At 66.3% G+C, this 18,125-nt stretch carries 17 protein-coding genes and 1 pseudogene; 9 read left to right on the top strand and 9 right to left on the bottom strand.

From position 1 onward, the window contains the following. From AC1D2F_RS17030 to AC1D2F_RS17020, 3 genes and pseudogenes are all read left to right on the top strand, one after another. A pseudogene (locus AC1D2F_RS17030) lies at positions 1–309 on the top strand (lipoyl synthase); the annotation flags it as partial. A 90-nt stretch (positions 310–399) separates the two neighbouring features. Further along, positions 400–1,161: a DUF4191 domain-containing protein gene (locus AC1D2F_RS17025; protein ID WP_476967228.1), complete on the top strand. Its 762-nt coding sequence runs from the start codon at positions 400–402 to the stop codon at positions 1,159–1,161. Positions 1,162–1,301: 140 nt separating this feature from the next. Next, the gene (locus AC1D2F_RS17020) at positions 1,302–1,664 is read left to right on the top strand and encodes a DUF3817 domain-containing protein (protein ID WP_364743900.1); all 363 of its coding nucleotides are present in this window, start codon (positions 1,302–1,304) and stop codon (positions 1,662–1,664) included. 838 nt (positions 1,665–2,502) lie between these two features. Here the strand turns inward: AC1D2F_RS17020 and AC1D2F_RS17015 are convergent. Further along, complete coding sequence (locus AC1D2F_RS17015) at positions 2,503–2,940, bottom strand: RDD family protein (protein ID WP_229994707.1); 438 nt, start codon at positions 2,938–2,940, stop codon at positions 2,503–2,505. Positions 2,941–3,224: 284 nt separating this feature from the next. On the opposite strand from AC1D2F_RS17015, the gene glnA (AC1D2F_RS17010) reads away from it, so the two are divergent. After that, a complete protein-coding gene (glnA, locus tag AC1D2F_RS17010; RefSeq protein ID WP_018772378.1) occupies positions 3,225–4,649 on the top strand; it encodes a type I glutamate--ammonia ligase in 1,425 nt (474 codons plus the stop codon). 113 nt (positions 4,650–4,762) lie between these two features. Here the strand turns inward: glnA (AC1D2F_RS17010) and AC1D2F_RS17005 are convergent, their stop codons facing one another. The 5 genes from AC1D2F_RS17005 to glnA (AC1D2F_RS16985) all read right to left on the bottom strand — a co-directional run bounded on the left by AC1D2F_RS17005 (position 4,763) and on the right by glnA (AC1D2F_RS16985) (position 10,466). Further along, entirely contained in the window at positions 4,763–4,963 is a 201-nt protein-coding gene (locus tag AC1D2F_RS17005; protein WP_229994708.1) for an AsnC family protein, read from the bottom strand. Between the two features lie 87 nt (positions 4,964–5,050). Next, a complete protein-coding gene (locus tag AC1D2F_RS17000) occupies positions 5,051–5,566 on the bottom strand; it encodes a GNAT family N-acetyltransferase (RefSeq protein ID WP_364743895.1) in 516 nt (171 codons plus the stop codon). A gap of 49 nt (positions 5,567–5,615) precedes the next feature. Continuing rightward, positions 5,616–6,032, bottom strand: coding sequence for a VOC family protein (locus AC1D2F_RS16995; protein ID WP_229994710.1), 417 nt, complete (start codon positions 6,030–6,032; stop codon positions 5,616–5,618). 72 nt (positions 6,033–6,104) lie between these two features. Beyond that, a complete protein-coding gene (locus AC1D2F_RS16990; protein ID WP_229994711.1) occupies positions 6,105–9,116 on the bottom strand; it encodes a bifunctional [glutamine synthetase] adenylyltransferase/[glutamine synthetase]-adenylyl-L-tyrosine phosphorylase in 3,012 nt (1,003 codons plus the stop codon). 9 nt (positions 9,117–9,125) lie between these two features. After that, positions 9,126–10,466 (bottom strand): type I glutamate--ammonia ligase, encoded by a 1,341-nt coding sequence (gene glnA, locus AC1D2F_RS16985; RefSeq protein ID WP_120954845.1) that lies wholly within the window; start codon positions 10,464–10,466, stop codon positions 9,126–9,128. Positions 10,467–10,728: 262 nt separating this feature from the next. Here glnA (AC1D2F_RS16985) and panB point away from each other — a divergent pair, with 262 nt between their 5' ends. From panB to AC1D2F_RS16970, 3 genes are all read left to right on the top strand, one after another. Beyond that, positions 10,729–11,679 (top strand): 3-methyl-2-oxobutanoate hydroxymethyltransferase, encoded by a 951-nt coding sequence (panB, locus tag AC1D2F_RS16980; RefSeq protein ID WP_229994712.1) that lies wholly within the window; start codon positions 10,729–10,731, stop codon positions 11,677–11,679. Positions 11,680–11,917: 238 nt separating this feature from the next. After that, complete coding sequence (locus AC1D2F_RS16975) at positions 11,918–12,307, top strand: SHOCT domain-containing protein (protein ID WP_476967227.1); 390 nt, start codon at positions 11,918–11,920, stop codon at positions 12,305–12,307. Positions 12,308–12,344: 37 nt separating this feature from the next. Further along, positions 12,345–13,103: an MBL fold metallo-hydrolase gene (locus AC1D2F_RS16970; protein ID WP_364743889.1), complete on the top strand. Its 759-nt coding sequence runs from the start codon at positions 12,345–12,347 to the stop codon at positions 13,101–13,103. Between the two features lie 44 nt (positions 13,104–13,147). Here AC1D2F_RS16970 and AC1D2F_RS16965 read toward each other — a convergent pair whose 3' ends face one another. Both AC1D2F_RS16965 and AC1D2F_RS16960 read right to left on the bottom strand, forming a co-directional pair. Beyond that, positions 13,148–15,178 carry a phage holin family protein gene (locus AC1D2F_RS16965; RefSeq protein ID WP_229994715.1) on the bottom strand — a complete coding sequence of 677 codons (2,031 nt, stop codon included), beginning with the start codon at positions 15,176–15,178 and terminating at the stop codon, positions 13,148–13,150. Between the two features lie 144 nt (positions 15,179–15,322). Further along, positions 15,323–15,487 carry an SPOR domain-containing protein gene (locus tag AC1D2F_RS16960; RefSeq protein ID WP_139164280.1) on the bottom strand — a complete coding sequence of 55 codons (165 nt, stop codon included), beginning with the start codon at positions 15,485–15,487 and terminating at the stop codon, positions 15,323–15,325. A 142-nt stretch (positions 15,488–15,629) separates the two neighbouring features. Here AC1D2F_RS16960 and map point away from each other — a divergent pair, with 142 nt between their 5' ends. Together map and ppgK are read left to right on the top strand one after the other, a co-directional pair. Next, the gene (map, locus tag AC1D2F_RS16955) at positions 15,630–16,508 is read left to right on the top strand and encodes a type I methionyl aminopeptidase (protein ID WP_229994716.1); all 879 of its coding nucleotides are present in this window, start codon (positions 15,630–15,632) and stop codon (positions 16,506–16,508) included. A gap of 98 nt (positions 16,509–16,606) precedes the next feature. Further along, positions 16,607–17,410 carry a polyphosphate--glucose phosphotransferase gene (gene ppgK / locus AC1D2F_RS16950; RefSeq protein ID WP_229994717.1) on the top strand — a complete coding sequence of 268 codons (804 nt, stop codon included), beginning with the start codon at positions 16,607–16,609 and terminating at the stop codon, positions 17,408–17,410. 206 nt (positions 17,411–17,616) lie between these two features. Here ppgK and nrdR read toward each other — a convergent pair whose 3' ends face one another. Further along, positions 17,617–18,120 carry a transcriptional regulator NrdR gene (nrdR, locus tag AC1D2F_RS16945; RefSeq protein ID WP_229994718.1) on the bottom strand — a complete coding sequence of 168 codons (504 nt, stop codon included), beginning with the start codon at positions 18,118–18,120 and terminating at the stop codon, positions 17,617–17,619. Positions 18,121–18,125: the final 5 nt, after the last annotated feature.

The following is an 18,125-nucleotide window of genomic DNA, read 5'->3' as shown; positions in this document are numbered from 1 at the left end:
CGGGACCTGCACGAGGCCGGCTGCGACCTGATCACCATCACCCAGTACCTCCGCCCCTCCGAACGCCACCTCCCGGTGGACCGCTGGGTCAAGCCGCAGGAATTCGTGGACCTGCAAAACGAAGCGGACGAGATCGGCTTCCTCGGCGTCATGTCCGGGCCCCTGGTGCGCTCCTCCTACCGCGCCGGCCGGCTCTGGGCCACCGCGATGCGCAAGAAAGGCTGGGAAATCCCGGCCGAACTCGCCCACATCGAAAGCTCCGGCAGCACCCGCCAGGAAGCCAGCTCACTGCTCGCGGCGCATTCCTGAATCCTGTTCTAAGACCCTTCCAGCCAAGGGCCGGCCCCGGAGTCATCCGGTGCCGGCCCTTGGCCGTCCATCACGTAGAATTAAGGCACTATGGCGAATTCCCCTGATCCCAGCAACTCCAGCCCGGCTTCCGATGCTCCGAAGCGCGGACTTTTCTCCCGCAAGCCCAAGGAAGCAAAGGCCAAGAAGCCGAGCCGGCTGAAGCAGATCGGCGAAGTCTTCCAGATGACGCGCCGCCACGATCCCATGGTTCCGTGGCTGATGTTGCTGGCCTTCCTCGGTGTTGTTGCGGTCAGCCTCCTGGTCGGCTTCCTGCTCGAAAACTGGATCACCGGCCTGATCATCGGCATCTCTCTGGGTGCCCTTGCCGCCACACTGATCTTGTCCCGCCGTGCCGAGCGCGCCGCGTTCGCTCAGATCGAGGACCAGCCGGGCGCTTCAGGCGCCGCACTGGGCACGCTCAAGCGCGGCTGGATCACCGAGGACCAGCCCGTCGCCGTGAACCCGCGCACGCAGGACGCCGTCTTCCGCGCCATCGGCCGTCCCGGCGTCGTGCTCGTCAGCGAAGGCCCCAGCAACCGGGTCAAGCCGCTGGTCGACGCCGAGCGCAAGCGTCTTGCACGCATCCTCCCCAACGTCACCATTCACGTGATCGAGAGCGGCCGCGGCGAAGGCCAGGTGCCGCTCAGCCAGATCGCCAGGAAGATGAACAAGCTCAAGGGCGAACTGACCAAGACCGAGGTCAGCGCCGTGTCCAAGCGCATTTCGTCGCTCGGCGGCCGTCTGCCCATCCCGAAGGGCATCGATCCCTACAAGGCCCGTCCGGACCGCAAGGCGGCCCGCGGACGCTAGGCCCTTCCCACAGCCCATTAGTAGTGCAGAAACGCCAGTAACGCAGAAACGCCCCGGTTCACGGCCACAATCCGCCAGCCGGGGCGTTTCCATTACCGTCCGAGATCTACCCGACGGGTGCCAGGAACCAGGAGAACCGCATGACATTCCCACCGACCGCCATCATGATCCGCATCTTCCGGGGGCTGGCGATCGCCGAAGCGTTCAGCTGGGCCGCGTTGCTGGTCGGCATGGTGCTCAAATGGGTGACCAAGACGACGGAACTCGGCGTGGAGATTGCCGGTCCCATCCACGGCGCGTTCTTCATCGGCTATTCGGTCGCGGCCTTGAGCCTGTGGGCGAAGCTTCGCTGGCCGTTCCGGGTTGCCCTGCTCTCAGGCGTGTCCGCCGTCTTCCCCTTCGCGACCGTCTGGTTTGAACGTTGGGCCGGGCGCCGCGGTCACCTGGCGGTGCAGGCCGGAGAGGCCGCGCCGACGCCGGCCCAGGAGACGGCGGGGGTCTAATTTTGCCCGGGACCTCGGGTTCTGTGCGCCCTGGCACCAACACTGCGCCAATCTGACGCAGATGGCCGCTATGCGGGGAGGTTAGCGGCCATTCGTGGCAAACCGCCGCCAAACGGGGAGGTTAGCGGCCGTCCGTGGCAAGTGGACGAGGGACCGCCGCGCCCTGGCACCATCGCTGCGCCCATCCGACGCAAATGGCCGCTCTGCGGGGACGTTAGCGGCCGTCCGTGGCAAACGGACGAGGGACCGCCGCGCCCTGACACCATCGCTGCGCCCCTCTGACGCATATGGCCACCATGCGGGGAGGTTAGCGGCCGTCCGCGGCGAACCGCGCCAAAACGGGGAGGTTAGCGGCCGTTCGTGGCAAACGGACGAGGGACCGCCGCGCCCTGGCAACATCGCTGCGCCCATCCGACGCAAATGGCCGCTCTGCGGGGAGGTTAGCGGCCGTCCGTGGCAAACGGACGAGGGACCGCCGCGCCCTGACAACATCGCTGCGCCCATCCGTGGCAAACCGCCGCCAAACGGGGAGGTTAGCGGCCGTCCGTGGCAAACGGACGAGGGACCGCCGCGCCCTGGCACCATCGCTGCGCCCATCCGACGCAAATGGCCGCTATCCGGGGACGTTAGCGGCCGTTCGTGGCAAACCGCCGCCAAACGGGGAGGTTAGCGGCCGTTCGTGGCAAACGGACGAGGGACCGCCGCGCCCTGGCACCAACACTGAGCCAATCTGACGCAAATGGCCGCTATCCGGGGACGTTAGCGGCCGTTCGTGGCAAGCGGACGAGGGACCGCCGCGCCCTGACGGCCTGGCACCGCCGCCGGACACGGGCAGGAGCTACATCCGGACGAGCACGGTATTCATGGCCTTGTCGTGGAGGCCGCGCTGGTCCGGGTCGAAGATGACGGCAGGGATAACCAGGCACAGCAGCAGAGTGCGCACCAGAGCCGCGAGCGGGCCTGCCGGGCCTCCGCCCAGCCGGACCACGTGGATCCCCACGATCCGGTGGCCGATGCTGTAGCCGAGGGTGCCGATCAGCAGGATCTGCTCGATGGCAAACACGGCAAGGGTGGCCCAGGAATCGCCGGCGAAGGCGAAATTGCTGATCAACAGCGCGATGCCCCAGTCAATGCAGATCGCCAGGATGCGCCGGCCGGCACGGGCGATCGATCCTGACCCGGCGTCGGGCAGCCCTAGGCGCTCCCCCGGGTACCTGGAGATGCCGGATGTGTCCGGCCCGGTGAGCCATGAACCGATGTCTTTGCGATCTACCACCCTCCAATCTTATCGGCTCTGGCATGTCCACAGTGTGGGCGGTAGGGTGTCACACTGTGGACCGTATAGGCCACAGTATGGACCTGCGGCTAGCGTTTACGTGTCAGGGCATTCTGTAACCTCCCCGAAACAATGCGGACACTGCGGGGAAATCCCATGTCCTTAGGGTGGTAACAGTTGCTAGCGACTGCGAAGCGGGGGAGTTTTTTTGCCTTCCCCGCTGTTGGACTGCGCTGGACCAATGTGCCTGACGGCCAGATTTTTCATATGCGTAAGGAGCATAGATGTTCAAGACTGCGGACGAAGTCCTCAAGTTCATCAAGGACGAAGACATCAAATTCGTCGATATCCGCTTCACCGATCTCCCTGGCGTTCAGCAGCACTTCAACGTGCCCGCCAAGAGCGTTGACGCAGACTTCTTCGTCAACGGCCAGCTGTTCGACGGATCTTCGATCCGCGGCTTCCAGGGCATCGCCGAGTCTGACATGCAGCTCATCCCGGACGTCACGACGGCGTTCATCGACACGTTCCGCATGGAGAAGACCCTTGCGCTGAACTTCTCGATCGTGAACCCGCGTACCGGTGACCCGTACCACCGCGATCCCCGCGGCGTGGCCGAGAAGGCTGAGGCCTACCTGGCTTCCACCGGCATTGCCGACACCGCGTTCTTCGCTCCCGAGGCCGAGTTCTTCGTCTTCGACAACGTCCAGTACCAGTCCTCGCCCCAGGGCAGCTTCTACAAGATCGACTCCGAGGAAGCGCACTGGAACTCCGGCCGTGAGGAAGAGGGCGGAAACCTCGGCTACAAGACCCCGGTCAAGGGCGGTTACTTCCCGGTCTCCCCCACTGACAAGCAGGCCGACCTGCGCGACGCCATGTGTGTTGCCCTGGACGAGGCCGGCCTTGAGGTCGAGCGCAGCCACCACGAGGTCGGCTCCGCCGGCCAGGCTGAGATCAACTACAAGTTCACCACCCTGACCCACGCGGCTGATGACCTGCAGAAGTTCAAGTACGTCATCAAGAACACCGCTGACGCCTGGGGCAAGTCTGTGACCTTCATGCCGAAGCCGGTTTTCGGTGACAACGGCTCGGGCATGCACTGCCACCAGTCACTGTGGACCGGCGGCGAGCCGCTGTTCTACGACGAGAAGGGCTACGCCGGCCTGTCCGACACTGCCCGCTGGTACATCGGCGGCCTGCTGAAGCACTCCTCCGCCGTCCTGGCCTTCACCAACCCGACGGTGAACTCCTACCGCCGCCTGGTCAAGGGCTTCGAAGCTCCGGTCAACATGGTCTACTCGCAGGGCAACCGCTCCGCCGGTATCCGTATCCCGATCACGGGCTCCAACCCGAAGGCCAAGCGCATCGAGTTCCGCGCACCGGACCCCTCCTCCAACCCGTACCTGGCGTTCGCCGCCCAGCTGATGGCCGGCATTGACGGCATCCGCAACCGGATCGAACCCCCGGCTCCGATCGACAAGGACCTCTACGAGCTCCCGGCCGAAGAAGCCAAGGACATCCCCAAGGCTCCGGGCACCCTGGAGGAGGCCCTGGACGCACTGGCCGAGGACAACGAGTTCCTGCAGGCCGGCGGCGTCTTCACCCAGGACCTGATCGACACCTGGATCGAGTACAAGTACGAGAACGAGATCCGTCCGCTCTCGCTGCGCCCGAACCCGTACGAGTTCGAGCTCTACTACGGCGTCTAGCTAGATCATGCGGCTAGGCCCTGCCTAGCCGGCCGGAATTCTCAGGACTTCCGAACAAAAAGGCCGGTCACGGGTTTCACCCGTGGCCGGCCTTTTTCTGAATCTTCCGCACCTCAGCGCTTTCCGTACTTCTTGTGCACCGCCTGCTTGCTGACACCGAGGCACACCGCAATCGCCTCCCACGACAGTCCGGCCTGCCGCGCACGCAGCACCACCTCGGTTTCTGTGCGCGCCAGTTCCTTATGGAGCTCCGCCACGGCGCACAGCGCCTCGGCCGGGCCTTTGCCGTCCATCGAGCCAATCAAGGTCTTCATGCCACACCTCCTTGCGTCAACCCTAGTTGACGGATGCGGAGGGCGTCAACGCACGTTGACACACCGGCTGGAGCGGACTCCAGATGGTCAGAATGCCCGGTACATAATGCGTTGCGGGCCGGCGTCGCCGCCTTCGTAGCGGCCGCGGTCCTCGAAACCGGCCTTGCGGTAAGCGGCCAGGCCGCCCGGGTTCAGTTCGTTGACGGAGAGTACGACGCCGGCCTGGCCGCTGCCCAGGCCCGCCGTCAGTTTGGCGGCCTCCCGCACTGAGGCCTCCGCGGCGAGGGTGCCGAGGCCCTTGCCCTGCTGACGCCGGTCGATCAGGAAGCCCCGCAGCAGCCAGGCGGAGTCGTCGTCAGGCCAGCCGGCGAGGCGCGCCGCTCCGGCCTGGAGGGTGAGGACTCCGACGGCGGTGCCGTTCTCATCCACGGCGAACGGATGCCGGGACTCTTCCTCAAGCGCGATCAGCATCATCCGCAGCGGCTCGCCGACGAACTTCAGCTGCCCCTCGCCGAGCTCCAGCAGCGCGATCTCCCCAAGTTTGATGGCCCGGGCGTCGTCGTCGAGGTTCTTCAAGGGCAGCAGCCACACATGTCCAGACATGTAGACAGCGTACCCGCGCAGGCGGCGCCTGCCGCCACGCGCAAAACAGCTACAGCGCAGCGTCCTTAGGCGGGCCGGCCGGATCCATCCAGAAGACTTCCCAGAGGTGGCCGTCCGGGTCCTGGAAGCTGTGCGTGTACATGAAGCCGTAGTCCTGGGCCTCCTCCGATGCCGTGCCGCCGGAGGTCAGGGCGGTACGGATGACGTCGTCCACGGCTTCGCGGCTCTCAAGCGAGAAGGACATGATGACCTCGGCGGTGTCAGCCGTAGCGCCGACGGACTTCGAGGTGAAGGTCTTGAAGTAGGACTCGACGAGCAACATCACGTACGCGTCGTCATTGACGATCATGCAGGTGGCGTTCTCATCAGTGAAGTCGGGGTTGAAGGAGAATCCCAGCGCTGTGAAGAACTCAACGGTCTTATCGAGATTCCGGACGGGAAGGTTCACAAACAGTTGCCTGGCCATCCGCCCAAGGTAGCACCGCACTGCAATCGTGTCAGTAGGGAGTTTCAGTAGCCGCGTGCCAGCCAGCAAGCGCTACTGGCCGTAGAAGACCCGCTCGAAAACTGCCCGGGCGCGGCGGCTCAACCGGAGGTAGTCCTCTTCCAGCGCCGCCGCGTTGCCCTGTCCATAGCCGCACCAGCGGGCCACGGCCTCAAGGTCGCGGCGGGAGGAGGGCAGCAGGTCCGAGGACCGGCCGGTCCAGATGACATTGGCCGAACGGATCCGGCTCGCCAGCCGCCAGGCGCGGAGGAGGATTACGGTGTCCCCCGCGTCGATCAGATCCAGGGCCGCCGCCGCCTCGAGCGCCTCCACGGTGGACGTGGTCCGCAGCTGCGGATGTTTGCCGGCGTGCCGGAGCTGGAGCAGCTGGGCCAGCCATTCGACGTCGCTCAGCCCGCCCCTGCCGAGCTTCAGGTGCCGGGCGGGATCGGCCCCGCGCGGCAGGCGCTCCGCCTCGACCCTGGCCTTGACCCGCCGGACCTCCCGCACGTCCTGGTCAGACAACGACTCCGGGTACCGGATGGTATCGATCAGGGCCACAAAATCCTCGGCCAGGGCATCGTCGCCGGCCATGGGACGCGCCCGCAGCAGCGCCTGGGCCTCCCAGACAAGGGACCACCGGCGGTAGTACTCGGCATAGGACTCCAGGGACCGCACCATGGGCCCGCTCTTGCCCTCGGGGCGCAGGTCAGCGTCCACCGCCAGCACCCGTTCGGCCAAAATCGCCGGTTTGAGCGGCTGGGTCAGCAGGCTGGAGAGCTTGCCCACTATCTGCAGGGCCTGCGCCTGTGCCTCCTCTTCCGGCACGCCGGGGAGTCCGCGGTGGACGTACATGACGTCGGCGTCCGAGCCGTAGCCGATCTCCCGGCCGCCCTGACGGCCCATCGCGACCACCAGCACGTGCGTCTTCAGCGGTTCCTCGGCGGTGATGATCGTCTCCGCCACGCGCAGCGCCCCCAGGACGGCCGCCCGGTCCGTATCAGCGAGGGCTGCCCCCACCTGGTCCTGGTCCAGCAGCCCCTCGCTGTCCGCAATGGCGATCCGCAGGATTTCCCGGCGCCGGATCAGCCGGATCAGCCGCATGGCACTCTCCGGGTCCGCGTGCCGGGACATCTTCGAGGTGATCTCAAGCCATTGGGATTCGAAGCTGAGCGGCACCAGGTCCTTGTCCGTGCCCAGCCAGGCCACGGACTCGGGTGAAACCTCCAGCAGGTCCGCGATCAGCCGGGAGTTGGCGAGCACGTGGCAGAGCCGCTCTGCCGCGACCGTCGAATCCCGGAGCATGCCCAGGTACCAGTGCGTCGTGCCAAGGGCCTCGCTGACGCGCCGGAAGGCGAGCAGCCCGGCGTCGGGGTCCACGCCGTCGGCGAGCCAGTCCAGCAGAATGGGCAGGAGCTGGCGCTGGAGTGCGGCGCGCCGGCTCACGCCGGCGGTGAGGGCCTCGATGTGCCGCATCGCACCGGGGGGATCGAGGTAGCCGAGGGCCGCGAGGCGGCCTTGGGCGGCTTCCGGAGTCAGGCGCGCCTCTTCGCTGCTCAGGGTGGCGACGGTATTGAGCAGGGGGCGGTAGAAAATACGTTCGTGGAGTTCCCGCACAGAGCGCTTGGTCTTTCGCCAGGCGGCGACCAGGGCATCCGGCTTGGGCCGCTCGGCGGAGAACGGTCCCAGGACAGCCTTGGCCAGGGAGCGCAACGATGCCTCGTTGACCGGCATGAGGTGGGTCCGGCGCAGCTGGAACAGCTGGATCCGGTGTTCGAGGAGGCGCAGGTAGCGGTAGTCGCGGTCGAACTCCGCGGCGTCCGACCGGCCGATGTACCCGCCCGCGGACAGCGCGGCGATGGCCGAGGTGGTGTCCCGGCAGCGCAACGATTCATCGGACTTGCCGTGCACGAGCTGGAGCAGCTGGACGGTGAATTCGACGTCGCGCAGTCCTCCGCGGCCCAGTTTGATCTGCCGCTGTTCCTCATCGGCTGGAATATGTTCGGTGACGCGGCGGCGCATGGCGCGGACGGATTCGACAAAGCCGTCCCGTCCCGCAGAGGACCAGATCAAGGGCGTCACGGCTGCCTCGTAGCGGGCCCCCAGGGCGGTGTCGCCGGCAATCGTCCGGGCCTTCAGGAGGGCCTGGAATTCCCAGCTCTCGGCCCAGCGCGCGTAATAGCTTTCGTGCGAGGCGAGGGTCCGGACCAGCGGCCCGGATTTGCCCTCGGGCCGGAGGTTCGCATCCACTTCCCACAGCCCGGGTTCGCGGCTCGTGGACATGATCGCCCGCGAGATCCCGGCAGCCAGGACGGTGCCGATGGTAGTGGCCAGGGTGTCTTCCAGCGCGCCGGAATCGATCACGTAGATGACGTCGACGTCGGATATGTAGTTCAGTTCGCCGGCACCGCACTTGCCCATGCCGATTACGGCGAGCCCGACGTCGGCCACCTCCTCGGCGTCGAACTTCTCCGCTGCCTCGGCCCGGGACACGGCGAGGGCGGCCTCGAGGGCGGCTCCGGCGAGATCTGCCAGTTCCGCTCCCGCGGCCGGCATGAAGTCCAGCGGATCGGCCGCGCACAGGTCCTTGATGGCGAGTTCCACGAGCCCGCGCCGGTAGGCGGTCCGCAGGGCGGCGTAGGCTTCCTGACCGCTAAGGGCCGCCACCGGCCGGGCAGATTTGGGGTCGGCCCGCACCGACTGCAGCAGCCGGGACCGCAGGGCCGCGGCGTCTGCGGCCAGCGGTTCCGGGCTGACCCGGACCTCGAAGGCGTCGAGGTGCTCGGGGTGGCGGATGAGGAACTCGCCCAGCGCCTCGGAGGCCCCCAGGACCCGGTACAGCGGTTCGCTGCTCTCCAGGTCCGCGACGGCAAGCTTGCGCAGCTCCGGGTGCTTCTCGATCAGCCGCACCAGGGACTGCAGGGCCGTGTCCGGGTTCGCCGCCAGTTGCAGCCCCGCGAACAGGGCATCCTGGTCGAGCCCCTCCAGCTCCCGGGCCGCCAGGAACCGCTCGCCCTTGTCCAGATCACTGAAGCCGGCGGCAATGAGGCGTCGTGCCAGGCTCATTGGGGCAGCCTACAGAATGCCGAGATTGCGTTGCAGCTCGTAGGGCGTCACCTGGAGGCGGTAGTCCTGCCATTCTGCACGCTTGTTGCGCAGGAAGTGCTCGAACACCTGCTCGCCGAGGATCTGCGGCATGAGTTCGGAATCCTCCATGGTCCGGATCGCGTCGTGCAGGCTCGCCGGCAGCGGGTCGTGGCCCATGGCGCGGCGTTCCGCCGAGCTCAGTGACCAGATGTCGTCCTCGGCCGCCGCGGGGAGCTGGTAGCCCTCCTCGATGCCTTTCAGGCCGGCACCGAGGAGCACGGCATAGGCCAGGTAGGGGTTGGCGGCGGAGTCGATGCCACGGTATTCGATCCGCGCGGACTGGCCCTTGCCGGGCTTGTACAGCGGGACCCGGACCAGCGCGGAGCGGTTGTTGTGGCCCCAGCTCAGGTAGCTCGGTGCTTCCCCCCCGCCCCAGAGCCGCTTGTACGAGTTCACGAACTGGTTGGTCACCGCCGTGAATTCGGGGGCATGCTTGAGGATGCCGGCAATGAACTGGCGCGCCGTCTCGGAAAGCTGGAACTCCGCACCGGCCTCGTAGAAGGCGTTGGTGTCTCCTTCAAAGAGCGAGAAGTGCGTGTGCATGCCGGAGCCCGGGTGGGCTGTGAAGGGCTTGGGCATGAAGGTGGCGTACGTGCCCTGCTGCAGCGCGACCTCCTTGATGACCGTCCGGAAGGTCATGATGTTATCCGCGGTCTGCAGCGCGTCCGCGTAGCGCAGGTCGATCTCGTTCTGGCCCGGCCCGGCCTCGTGGTGGCTGAATTCCACGGAGATGCCGACGGATTCGAGCATGGTCACGGCGGTCCGGCGGAAGTCCTGGGCCACGCCGCCCGGGACGTGGTCAAAATAGCCGCCCTCGTCCACGGGGACCGGCGATCCGTCGGGGCCCGGCTGCTGGGACTTGAGCAGGTAGAACTCGATCTCGGGGTGGGTGTAGCAGGTGAAGCCCATGTCCGCGGCCTTGGCCAGGGTGCGCTTGAGGACGTTGCGCGGGTCCGCGGCGGAGGGTTCGCCGTCGGGGGTCAGGATGTCGCAGAACATCCGCGAGGTGGCCTCGGTCTCGCCGCGCCACGGCAGGATCTGGAACGTGGCCGGATCCGGCTGGGCGAGCATGTCGGATTCAAAGACACGGGCCAGGCCTTCGATCGATGACCCGTCGAATCCGAGCCCTTCCTCGAACGCGCCTTCAACCTCGGCCGGGGCCAGGGCCACGGACTTGAGCGATCCCACGACGTCGGTGAACCAAAGGCGCACAAACCGCACATCGCGCTCTTCGATCGTCCGCAGGACAAACTCTTGCTGGCGGTCCATACTGGCCTCTTTCCGGTTCTTCCATCCGCCCCAGGCCCGCCTTTCATGGGCCCTGCGGCTGCTCACGGTTCACTTTACTAAGCATTGCCTCCGATTGCTGAAGCCGGACCCCCGCGTAACACACCGTTAACACAACGGCGGAGGATTTCGCGGCGTACGGCGGCGCTGCGCCGTCACGCGGACCGCCCTTGTGACGTGATTCACTGCCAACGGGGACGTTCCCCGGTAGCTGCGGCACTTCGTATCGCATTACGCTCGTGGCATGGCCACACCTAACAGCTCTGATTCCAGCACGCCCGCAGAACTTGCGGCCCCCTACGGCAACGGCCCGGCAGCGGCTTCAGCGGCCGTCCCATCCGGAACCACGGGTGGCGCCGGCGGCGGCACTGGCGGGGCTGCGGAGGCGCCCCGGAAGCCGGCGGCCAGGATCCGCACGCATCATCTGTACCAGGCCAAGGTCAACGGTGAGCGCTTCGCCATGCTCACCGCTTATGACCAGTACACCGCCGAGATTTTTGACCAGGCAGGCATCGAGGTGCTGCTGGTGGGCGATTCGGCGTCCAATAACGTCTTCGGCAACGAGACAAGCCTGCCCGTGACGGTGGACGAGCTCCTTCCGCTGTGCCGGGCCGTCGCCCGCTCCGCGCGGCGGGCTCTGGTGGTCGCGGACCTGCCGTTCGGCAGCTACGAGGTCTCCGCCCAGCAGGCGGTCGCCACCGGCGTGCGGTTCCTGAAAGAGGGCCTTGCCCACGGGGTCAAGATCGAAGGCGGAAAGTTCTACGCCGAGACCGTCCGCGCCATGGTCCAGGCCGGGATCCCGGTCATGGCGCACATCGGCTTCACCCCGCAGAGCGAGCACGCCCTCGGCGGCTACCGGGTCCAGGGCCGCGGCGATGACGCCCAGCGGTTGATCGACGACGCCGTCGCGCTGGCGGACGCCGGCGCGTTCTGCGTGCTCATGGAAATGGTCCCGGCCGCCACGGCGGCCGCCGTGGATGCCGCGGTCGAGGTCCCCACCGTCGGCATCGGCGCAGGCAGCGCCACTACGGGACAGGTCCTTGTGTGGCAGGACATGGCGGGCCTGCGCGGTGGAAAGATGGCGAAATTCGTCAAGCAGTACGCGGACCTGCGCACCTCGCTCAGCGACGCGGCGAAAGCTTACGGCGAGGACGTGCGCTCGGGCCAGTTCCCCGGCCCGGAGCACTCCTTCTAAGCCACCTCCGGAGCACTCCATCTCAGCCGCCCTGGTGCCCACAAGGCATTCGTTATTCGTATCCAAAGCGTGACCTGCGGCGATACCTCATCCTTCACGGGCGATGCGTTGCGTCTCCGGTGCGGGCAGGCTGGCCATTAAGGTCTGCATTAAGGCCCCAAGATGTTCCGCCGGCCCGGACGGTTTCATGCGCGAAGCGCTGGGTCAGGCTCCGGCGGACACGACTGGAGGAGTATCGATGGACACGAATAGCTTCTGGGACGTCCTGCTGTGGAGTTTCTGGTTCTTCATCTGGATCGCCGCGCTGATGGTGTGGTTCCGTTGCCTGATGGACTTGTTCGGCGACCACGAGCTCAGCGGCTGGGGTAAAGYCGGCTGGGTAATACTGCTGATCTTCGTACCCTGGCTCGGCGCCCTCATCTACCTGATCGCCCGGGGCCGCAGCATGGCCGAGCGGCAGATGAAGACGCTGGCCCAGCAACAGGCTGCCCAACAGGAGTACATCCAGCAGGTCGCAGGCAAGTCGGCCAGTCCCGCCGCCCAGATCGCCGATGCCAGGGCGCTGCTCGATTCCGGAGCTATCAACCAGACCGAGTTTGATTCCCTGAAGGCAAAGGCCCTGGCCTGACGCGACACCTGACCTGGACAACGGGCGACGGCCCGGCATGAGAATCACCTGGCTTGGTCACTCCTCGGTGGTTCTGGATCTCGACGGAGTTCGGGTCCTGACCGACCCGCTGCTTCGCCCCCATGCCGGGCTGTTGCGACGCCTGGCACCGCGGCCGGCCCCGGAGTCGTGGAGCCGACCGGACGTGGTGCTGCTCTCCCACCTGCACCACGACCACGCCGAGCTGCGCTCCCTGCGCATGCTCCGCGGGGCAGCGCTGATGAGCGCTCCGGCGAACGTTGCCTGGTTGCGTCGCAGAAAGCTGCTGCACACGGTTCCTTTGGGGGACGGCTGGACGCCGGTAGGCGGCGGGGTCGAGATTCGCCAGGTGCCCGCCGAGCATCGCAGCCGCCCTATGCCGCACCGTCCCAACGACGCCAATGGCCAACTCGTTCGGGGCCCATCGGGCATCGTCTGGATCGCCGGTGACACGAGTTTGTATCCGGAGATGGCCGCGATCCCCGCCATGGCGGGAGGGCCCATCGATGTCGCCCTGGTGCCGGTCTGGGGGTGGGGACCGAGGCTCTCGGCGGGACACCTGTCTCCGGAGAGCGCCGCCCGGGCTGTCGCGATGAGCGGCGCGCGATTCGCCGTACCGGTGCACTGGGGAACGCTGCACCCTCCGTTCGTCACACATTTTGCCCGGAGCTGGTTTGAGCAGCCCGGGCACCGGTTTGCTGAGGCCGTGGCGGAGCAGGCTCCTGGCTGCACGGCAGTGGTCCTCGCTCCCGGCCAGTCATGGGTAGCGCCCGAGTGAGTCGCTCAGCCCAGTCATTCAATCCAGTCACTCAACCCAGTCACTCAATTGTGGAATGCCGTCGTGGCTCGTTGGCCGCAGGACTCGAGCATTCCCACCAGCACCCGGTGGAGTTCTCCGGCACCCTCGATCCGCTCGGGCAGCCCCGCCATGAGGTCGGCCGGGCCGATCAGCATGGCGCGGTCCTGCCAACCGCCGAGGCCCCCGTGGGATCCGACGAGGCCTTCGAATGCTGAGACGTCGTCGGTCACTGGATCGACCGCGCTGTTCACATATAAATCCGGTGCCTCGGGGTGCATCATCGCCCGGGCGAGCACCCGCGCCGCGTGGGAGCCGAAGCCGGCCAACGGATCGATGCCCTCCACCGCGCCGCTGGTGAGGTTGAGGCGCCCACCGCTTCCGATCGCCCACGACTGGCCGTCGTCATCAATGCCGGCGACAAACCCGACACCGGGATGGCCTGCCAGGCCCGGGATCAGGGCTGGCCACTGGCTCTCGAGGGCTCGGAGAGTCAAGCGCCGGTCACCCCGCACGTAGACCAGGCCCAGGTTGCCTGAACCCAACACGACCACCGGATCCTCGGCGTCGCCGGGAGCCGACGTCTGCTGCGCCTTGGTCAGCACCTTATCGGCACGGCCGGCCAGTTTCCCGGTCATCCCGCCGGCCGCAATGTCGCCGGCGATGGAGTCCGCGCGCCCAAGCCCCTCGACGGACGCGTCCACGTTCTGAACCTGTTCGTTCATCAGTTCCGCACACAGATCGCCGAGCGCCTGGCCATACCGGTCGGCGAACGGGGTGCCCTGGGACTGGCCGTGGTCCGAGAGCACCACCAGCCGGTAGCGGCGGGGGGCGGACCCGGCGAGCTGGGCCAGGGATCCGAGCGTGCGGTCCAGGCCATCGAGGGCGGCGAGGGATTCGGGCCGGAACATGCCTGCATGGTGGGCGATCTCGTCGTAGTCGACGTAGTCGACATAGATGACCTTCGTGCCACGACGCAGCTCCTCCGCCACCAAGGCCGTGTTCAGGTCTCGCAGCAGAGCGTTGGTGACGGCTCGCAGCAGGGCGAAGGTCCAGTCTCGATGCACACGCGGGTTGAGGTCACGCTTGACCTGTCTCCGGGCCTGCCAACGCTCCTTGAGGATCTCCGCGACTGTCCGCGTGAAGCTGCGCATGAATCCGTTCGGCGAAGCGAAAAACCACGCGAACGCACGACGGGTTTGGGTGGAACCGCGCCGGACCTCCACCCGGCTCATCGTCAATAGCGATCGGGGCGCGTCACCGGTGAACAGATTCGAAATGGAGACGCCGTCGTCGCAGAGCAGGCCTTGGCCGGTGCTGTGCCTTTCCTCGATCACCCGGGCGTCTGCCGGACGGTTGGCCACCAGGACCCGTTTGAGCTCACGGTCATACCACCGGAAGGCGGGGATCCCGTCGACGGTCCCGTGCAGAATGCCCAGCTGGCTGGCTGGCGTGGTGCACGGCAGCTGCGGAGTCCATTCACGGAACTGGTAATCCCCCGATGTCAGCCAGCGCCGGATATGGGGTACTGCCCCGGATTGGACCGCCCACTGCAGTACCGGGAAGGGGACGCCGTCGAGTTGCACGAACAGGACGCCGTCAACTTCCGGATCCGTCACCGTTTCCTGCCGGCGTGCCCTTCCGGCCAGCGAGGTGATGAGTCCGTCATCAGTCCCGGCCGTGGTGGCCCACGAGATGAGCGTGCCCACGACGGCACTGACCCAGGTCGCGGCAAGTGCGGTCCATGCCGTCGACTCGATGCCGGGCACCAGGCGGATGGCGACGTACATGATCAGGGCCTGCCCGATCAAAGCGGTGAGAAGCACCGCCAGCCAGCCCACCCGGGCGGAGATCTCCACCAGCGCGGGGCGGAGCACCAGACCGACGATGCCCGCCACTGCTGCCACTGCGGCGTAGGCCCACCAACTGGTTGCTGAGAACCCTGGCAGCAGGGCGCCGGTGATAATGAGGGCTGCAGTCGAAGCAGCCCAGGCAAGGGCCAGCCTGGCCAGGTCGGTGACTCGGGCGCCGCGGGTGCGGATAGCGCTGGTCGGCATTTTCTCAGTATGGCTGGCCGTAACCGGCTGGCACTCACCCTCGCAGGGTGAGAATGACAGGCTGAGAAAAATCAGCCCCCGTGCGCGTTGTCCGGTCTGCGATTGCCAGCGGATGCCCCCACCTGCGCGGCAGGCCGAAACAGGCTAGTCGTCCTCGTCCTTTTCCCACGCCTCGTTACGCGCCTTGACCTTCTCCAGGGCGTGTTCGGCTTCCTCACGGGTCTTGTACGGTCCGATCAACTGACTCCAGTCGGACATCGCGTCTTCCTCGATCTCGTGAGTGTTGACGTTGTACCAGTATTCGGGCATCGGGGTTCCTTCACTGTTCTTCCAGCTGTTTTCCTGCTGTTTTTGCTGCTCTTTCCGGATGTATTTTCCGGGCCCTATTTTCCGGACTCTGTTTTCCGGACTCTGTTTTCCGAGCTGTTCCGGCACCTTATATGATCAATCTATGCCTTCTCTAGCCTCGACTGCACCCATCGGCACGCTTGTCCCGGGGACAGTGAGCCCGCAGCTTCCCGTACCGCCCTCCATCCCGCGTCCGGAATATGTGGGCAAGCCGGCTCCGGCAAAGTTCACAGGCTCAGAGGTCAAGTCGGCAGAGACCATCGAAAAGATCCGGTTCGCCTCCAAGATCGCTGCCCAGGCCATCGTGGAGGTCGGCAAGCAAATCGAACCCGGCGTCACCACCGACCATCTGGACCGGGTTGGCCACGAGTTCCTGCTGGACCACAACGCGTACCCCTCCACCCTCGGCTACAGGGGTTTTCCGAAGTCCCTGTGTTCCTCCCTCAACGAGGTCATCTGCCACGGGATCCCGGACAGCACCGTGATCCAGGACGGCGACATCCTCAACATCGACATCACGGCCTTCGTCGGCGGCGTTCATGGCGACACCAACTACACGTTCCTGGTCGGCGATGTCGACGAGGAATCCCGGCTCCTCGTCGAGCGCACCCGGGAATCGCTGAACCGCGCCATCCGGGCCGTAGCTCCGGGACGCGAAATCAACGTGATCGGCCGGACCATCGAGTCCTACGCAAAACGCTTCGGCTACGGCGTGGTCCGCGACTTTACCGGACACGGAGTCGGCGAAGCTTTCCACACCGGGCTGATCATTCCGCACTACGACGCCGCGCCCGCGTACAACACCACCATCGAAACCGGTATGGTGTTCACGATCGAGCCAATGCTGACCCTGGGCACCGTTGACTGGGACATGTGGGCCGATGAATGGACCGTCGTGACCCGCGACCGCAAGCGCACTGCCCAGTTCGAGCACACCCTGCTCGTCACGGAGTCCGGTGCCGAGGTCCTCACGCTGCCCTGACTGTCCCGCTCCACACGCTATTTCCCCGAACATCCCGCTCTGCACCAGCCGGCCCTGTCCGGTCCCTACCGCCCGCCCCTGCCACGAACGGAACGAATTTGGCCAAGAAGGACGAGAAGTCGAAGAAGAACGCCCCTCTGATCGGCATTGACATCGGCGGGACCGGTATCAAGGGCGGGATCGTGGACCTCAAGAAGGGGAAGCTGATCGGCGACCGCGTGCGCTTCCCCACGCCACAGCCCTCCACCCCCGAGTCCGTGGCCGAAGTCGTCGCGCAGGTTGTCGCCGAGCTCACGGCACGTGCCGGCGCCCCCGACGCCAGCAGCCCCGTGGGTGTCACCTTCCCCGGCATCATTCAGCACGGCGTGGTCCACTCGGCCGCGAACGTGGACAAGTCCTGGCTGGAAGCCGACATCGATGCCATGCTCACGGCACGTCTGGGCCGCCCCGTAGAGGTCATCAACGACGCCGACGCCGCCGGCCTCGCCGAGGCCCGCTTCGGTGCCGGCGAGGGGATCGCCGGCACCGTCCTGGTGATCACCCTTGGCACCGGCATCGGTTCCGCCTTCATCTTCGACGGCAAGCTGGTTCCCAACGCCGAACTTGGCCACCTGGAGATCGACGGCTTCGACGCCGAGACCAAAGCCTCGGCCGTGGCCCGTGAGCGCGAGGGCCTCAGCTGGGAACAGTACAGCGTGCTGCTGCAGCGCTACTTCTCCCACGTGGAGTTCCTGTTCTCCCCCGAACTCTTCATCGTGGGTGGCGGCATCTCCAAGCGCGCCGACGAGTACCTGCCGCGCATGAAGCTGCGCACTCCGATCGTCCCGGCCGAACTGAAGAATGACGCCGGGATCGTGGGCGCGGCCATCGAGATTGCGCTGAAGCACAAGCTGGCCAAATAGAGGCGCATTCAGCTGTAAAAGCCAATTGAGCTATCACTCCGGGTCGTTCTGAACGCTGGGAACGCCCCGGAGTGATAGCTCAATATTTTTGGTGGAGCCGGTGGTGGCAGCGGCTTCCCCTCCGCTGCCACCACCGGAGTCTGTGGTGTGGATCCTAGGACACAGTCACTAAGACACGAGAATCAAAAACTACGACCGAACTGAATCTACGACGGCGCTTGGAGCGGACGTTTGTCCGGGCTCTTGCCGTCCCGGCCCTTGGTCTCCGCCTCGTGGCGAAGCAGGGAAATCGCCGATTCGAAGTCCTCCAGCGATTCGAAGGCCTGGTAGACGCTGGCGAACCGCAGGTAGGCGACCTCGTCGAGACGCTGCAGCGGCTCCAGGATCGCCAGCCCGACTTCGTGGGCATCGATTTCGGCGGCGCCGGAGCCCCGGATCGCCTCCTCGACTTCCTGCGCCAGCAGGGCGAGATCGTCCTCCGTGACCGGACGGCCCTGGCAGGCCTTGCGGACGCCGTTGATGACTTTGCTGCGGCTGAATGGCTCACCGACGCCGGAGCGCTTGATGACGGTCAGGCTGGTGGTCTCCACCGTGGTGAACCGTCGGCCGCATTCGGGGCACTGACGGCGGCGCCGGATGGCGGAACCGTCGTCGGCGATCCGGCTGTCCACGACGCGCGAATCAGGGTTTCGGCAGAACGGGCAATACATGTCGG

The organism is Arthrobacter sp. P1_B3, assembly GCF_056406615.1.
The sequence above is the reverse complement of the archived record's forward strand: the minus strand, read 5'-3'. Positions and strand labels throughout refer to the sequence as shown.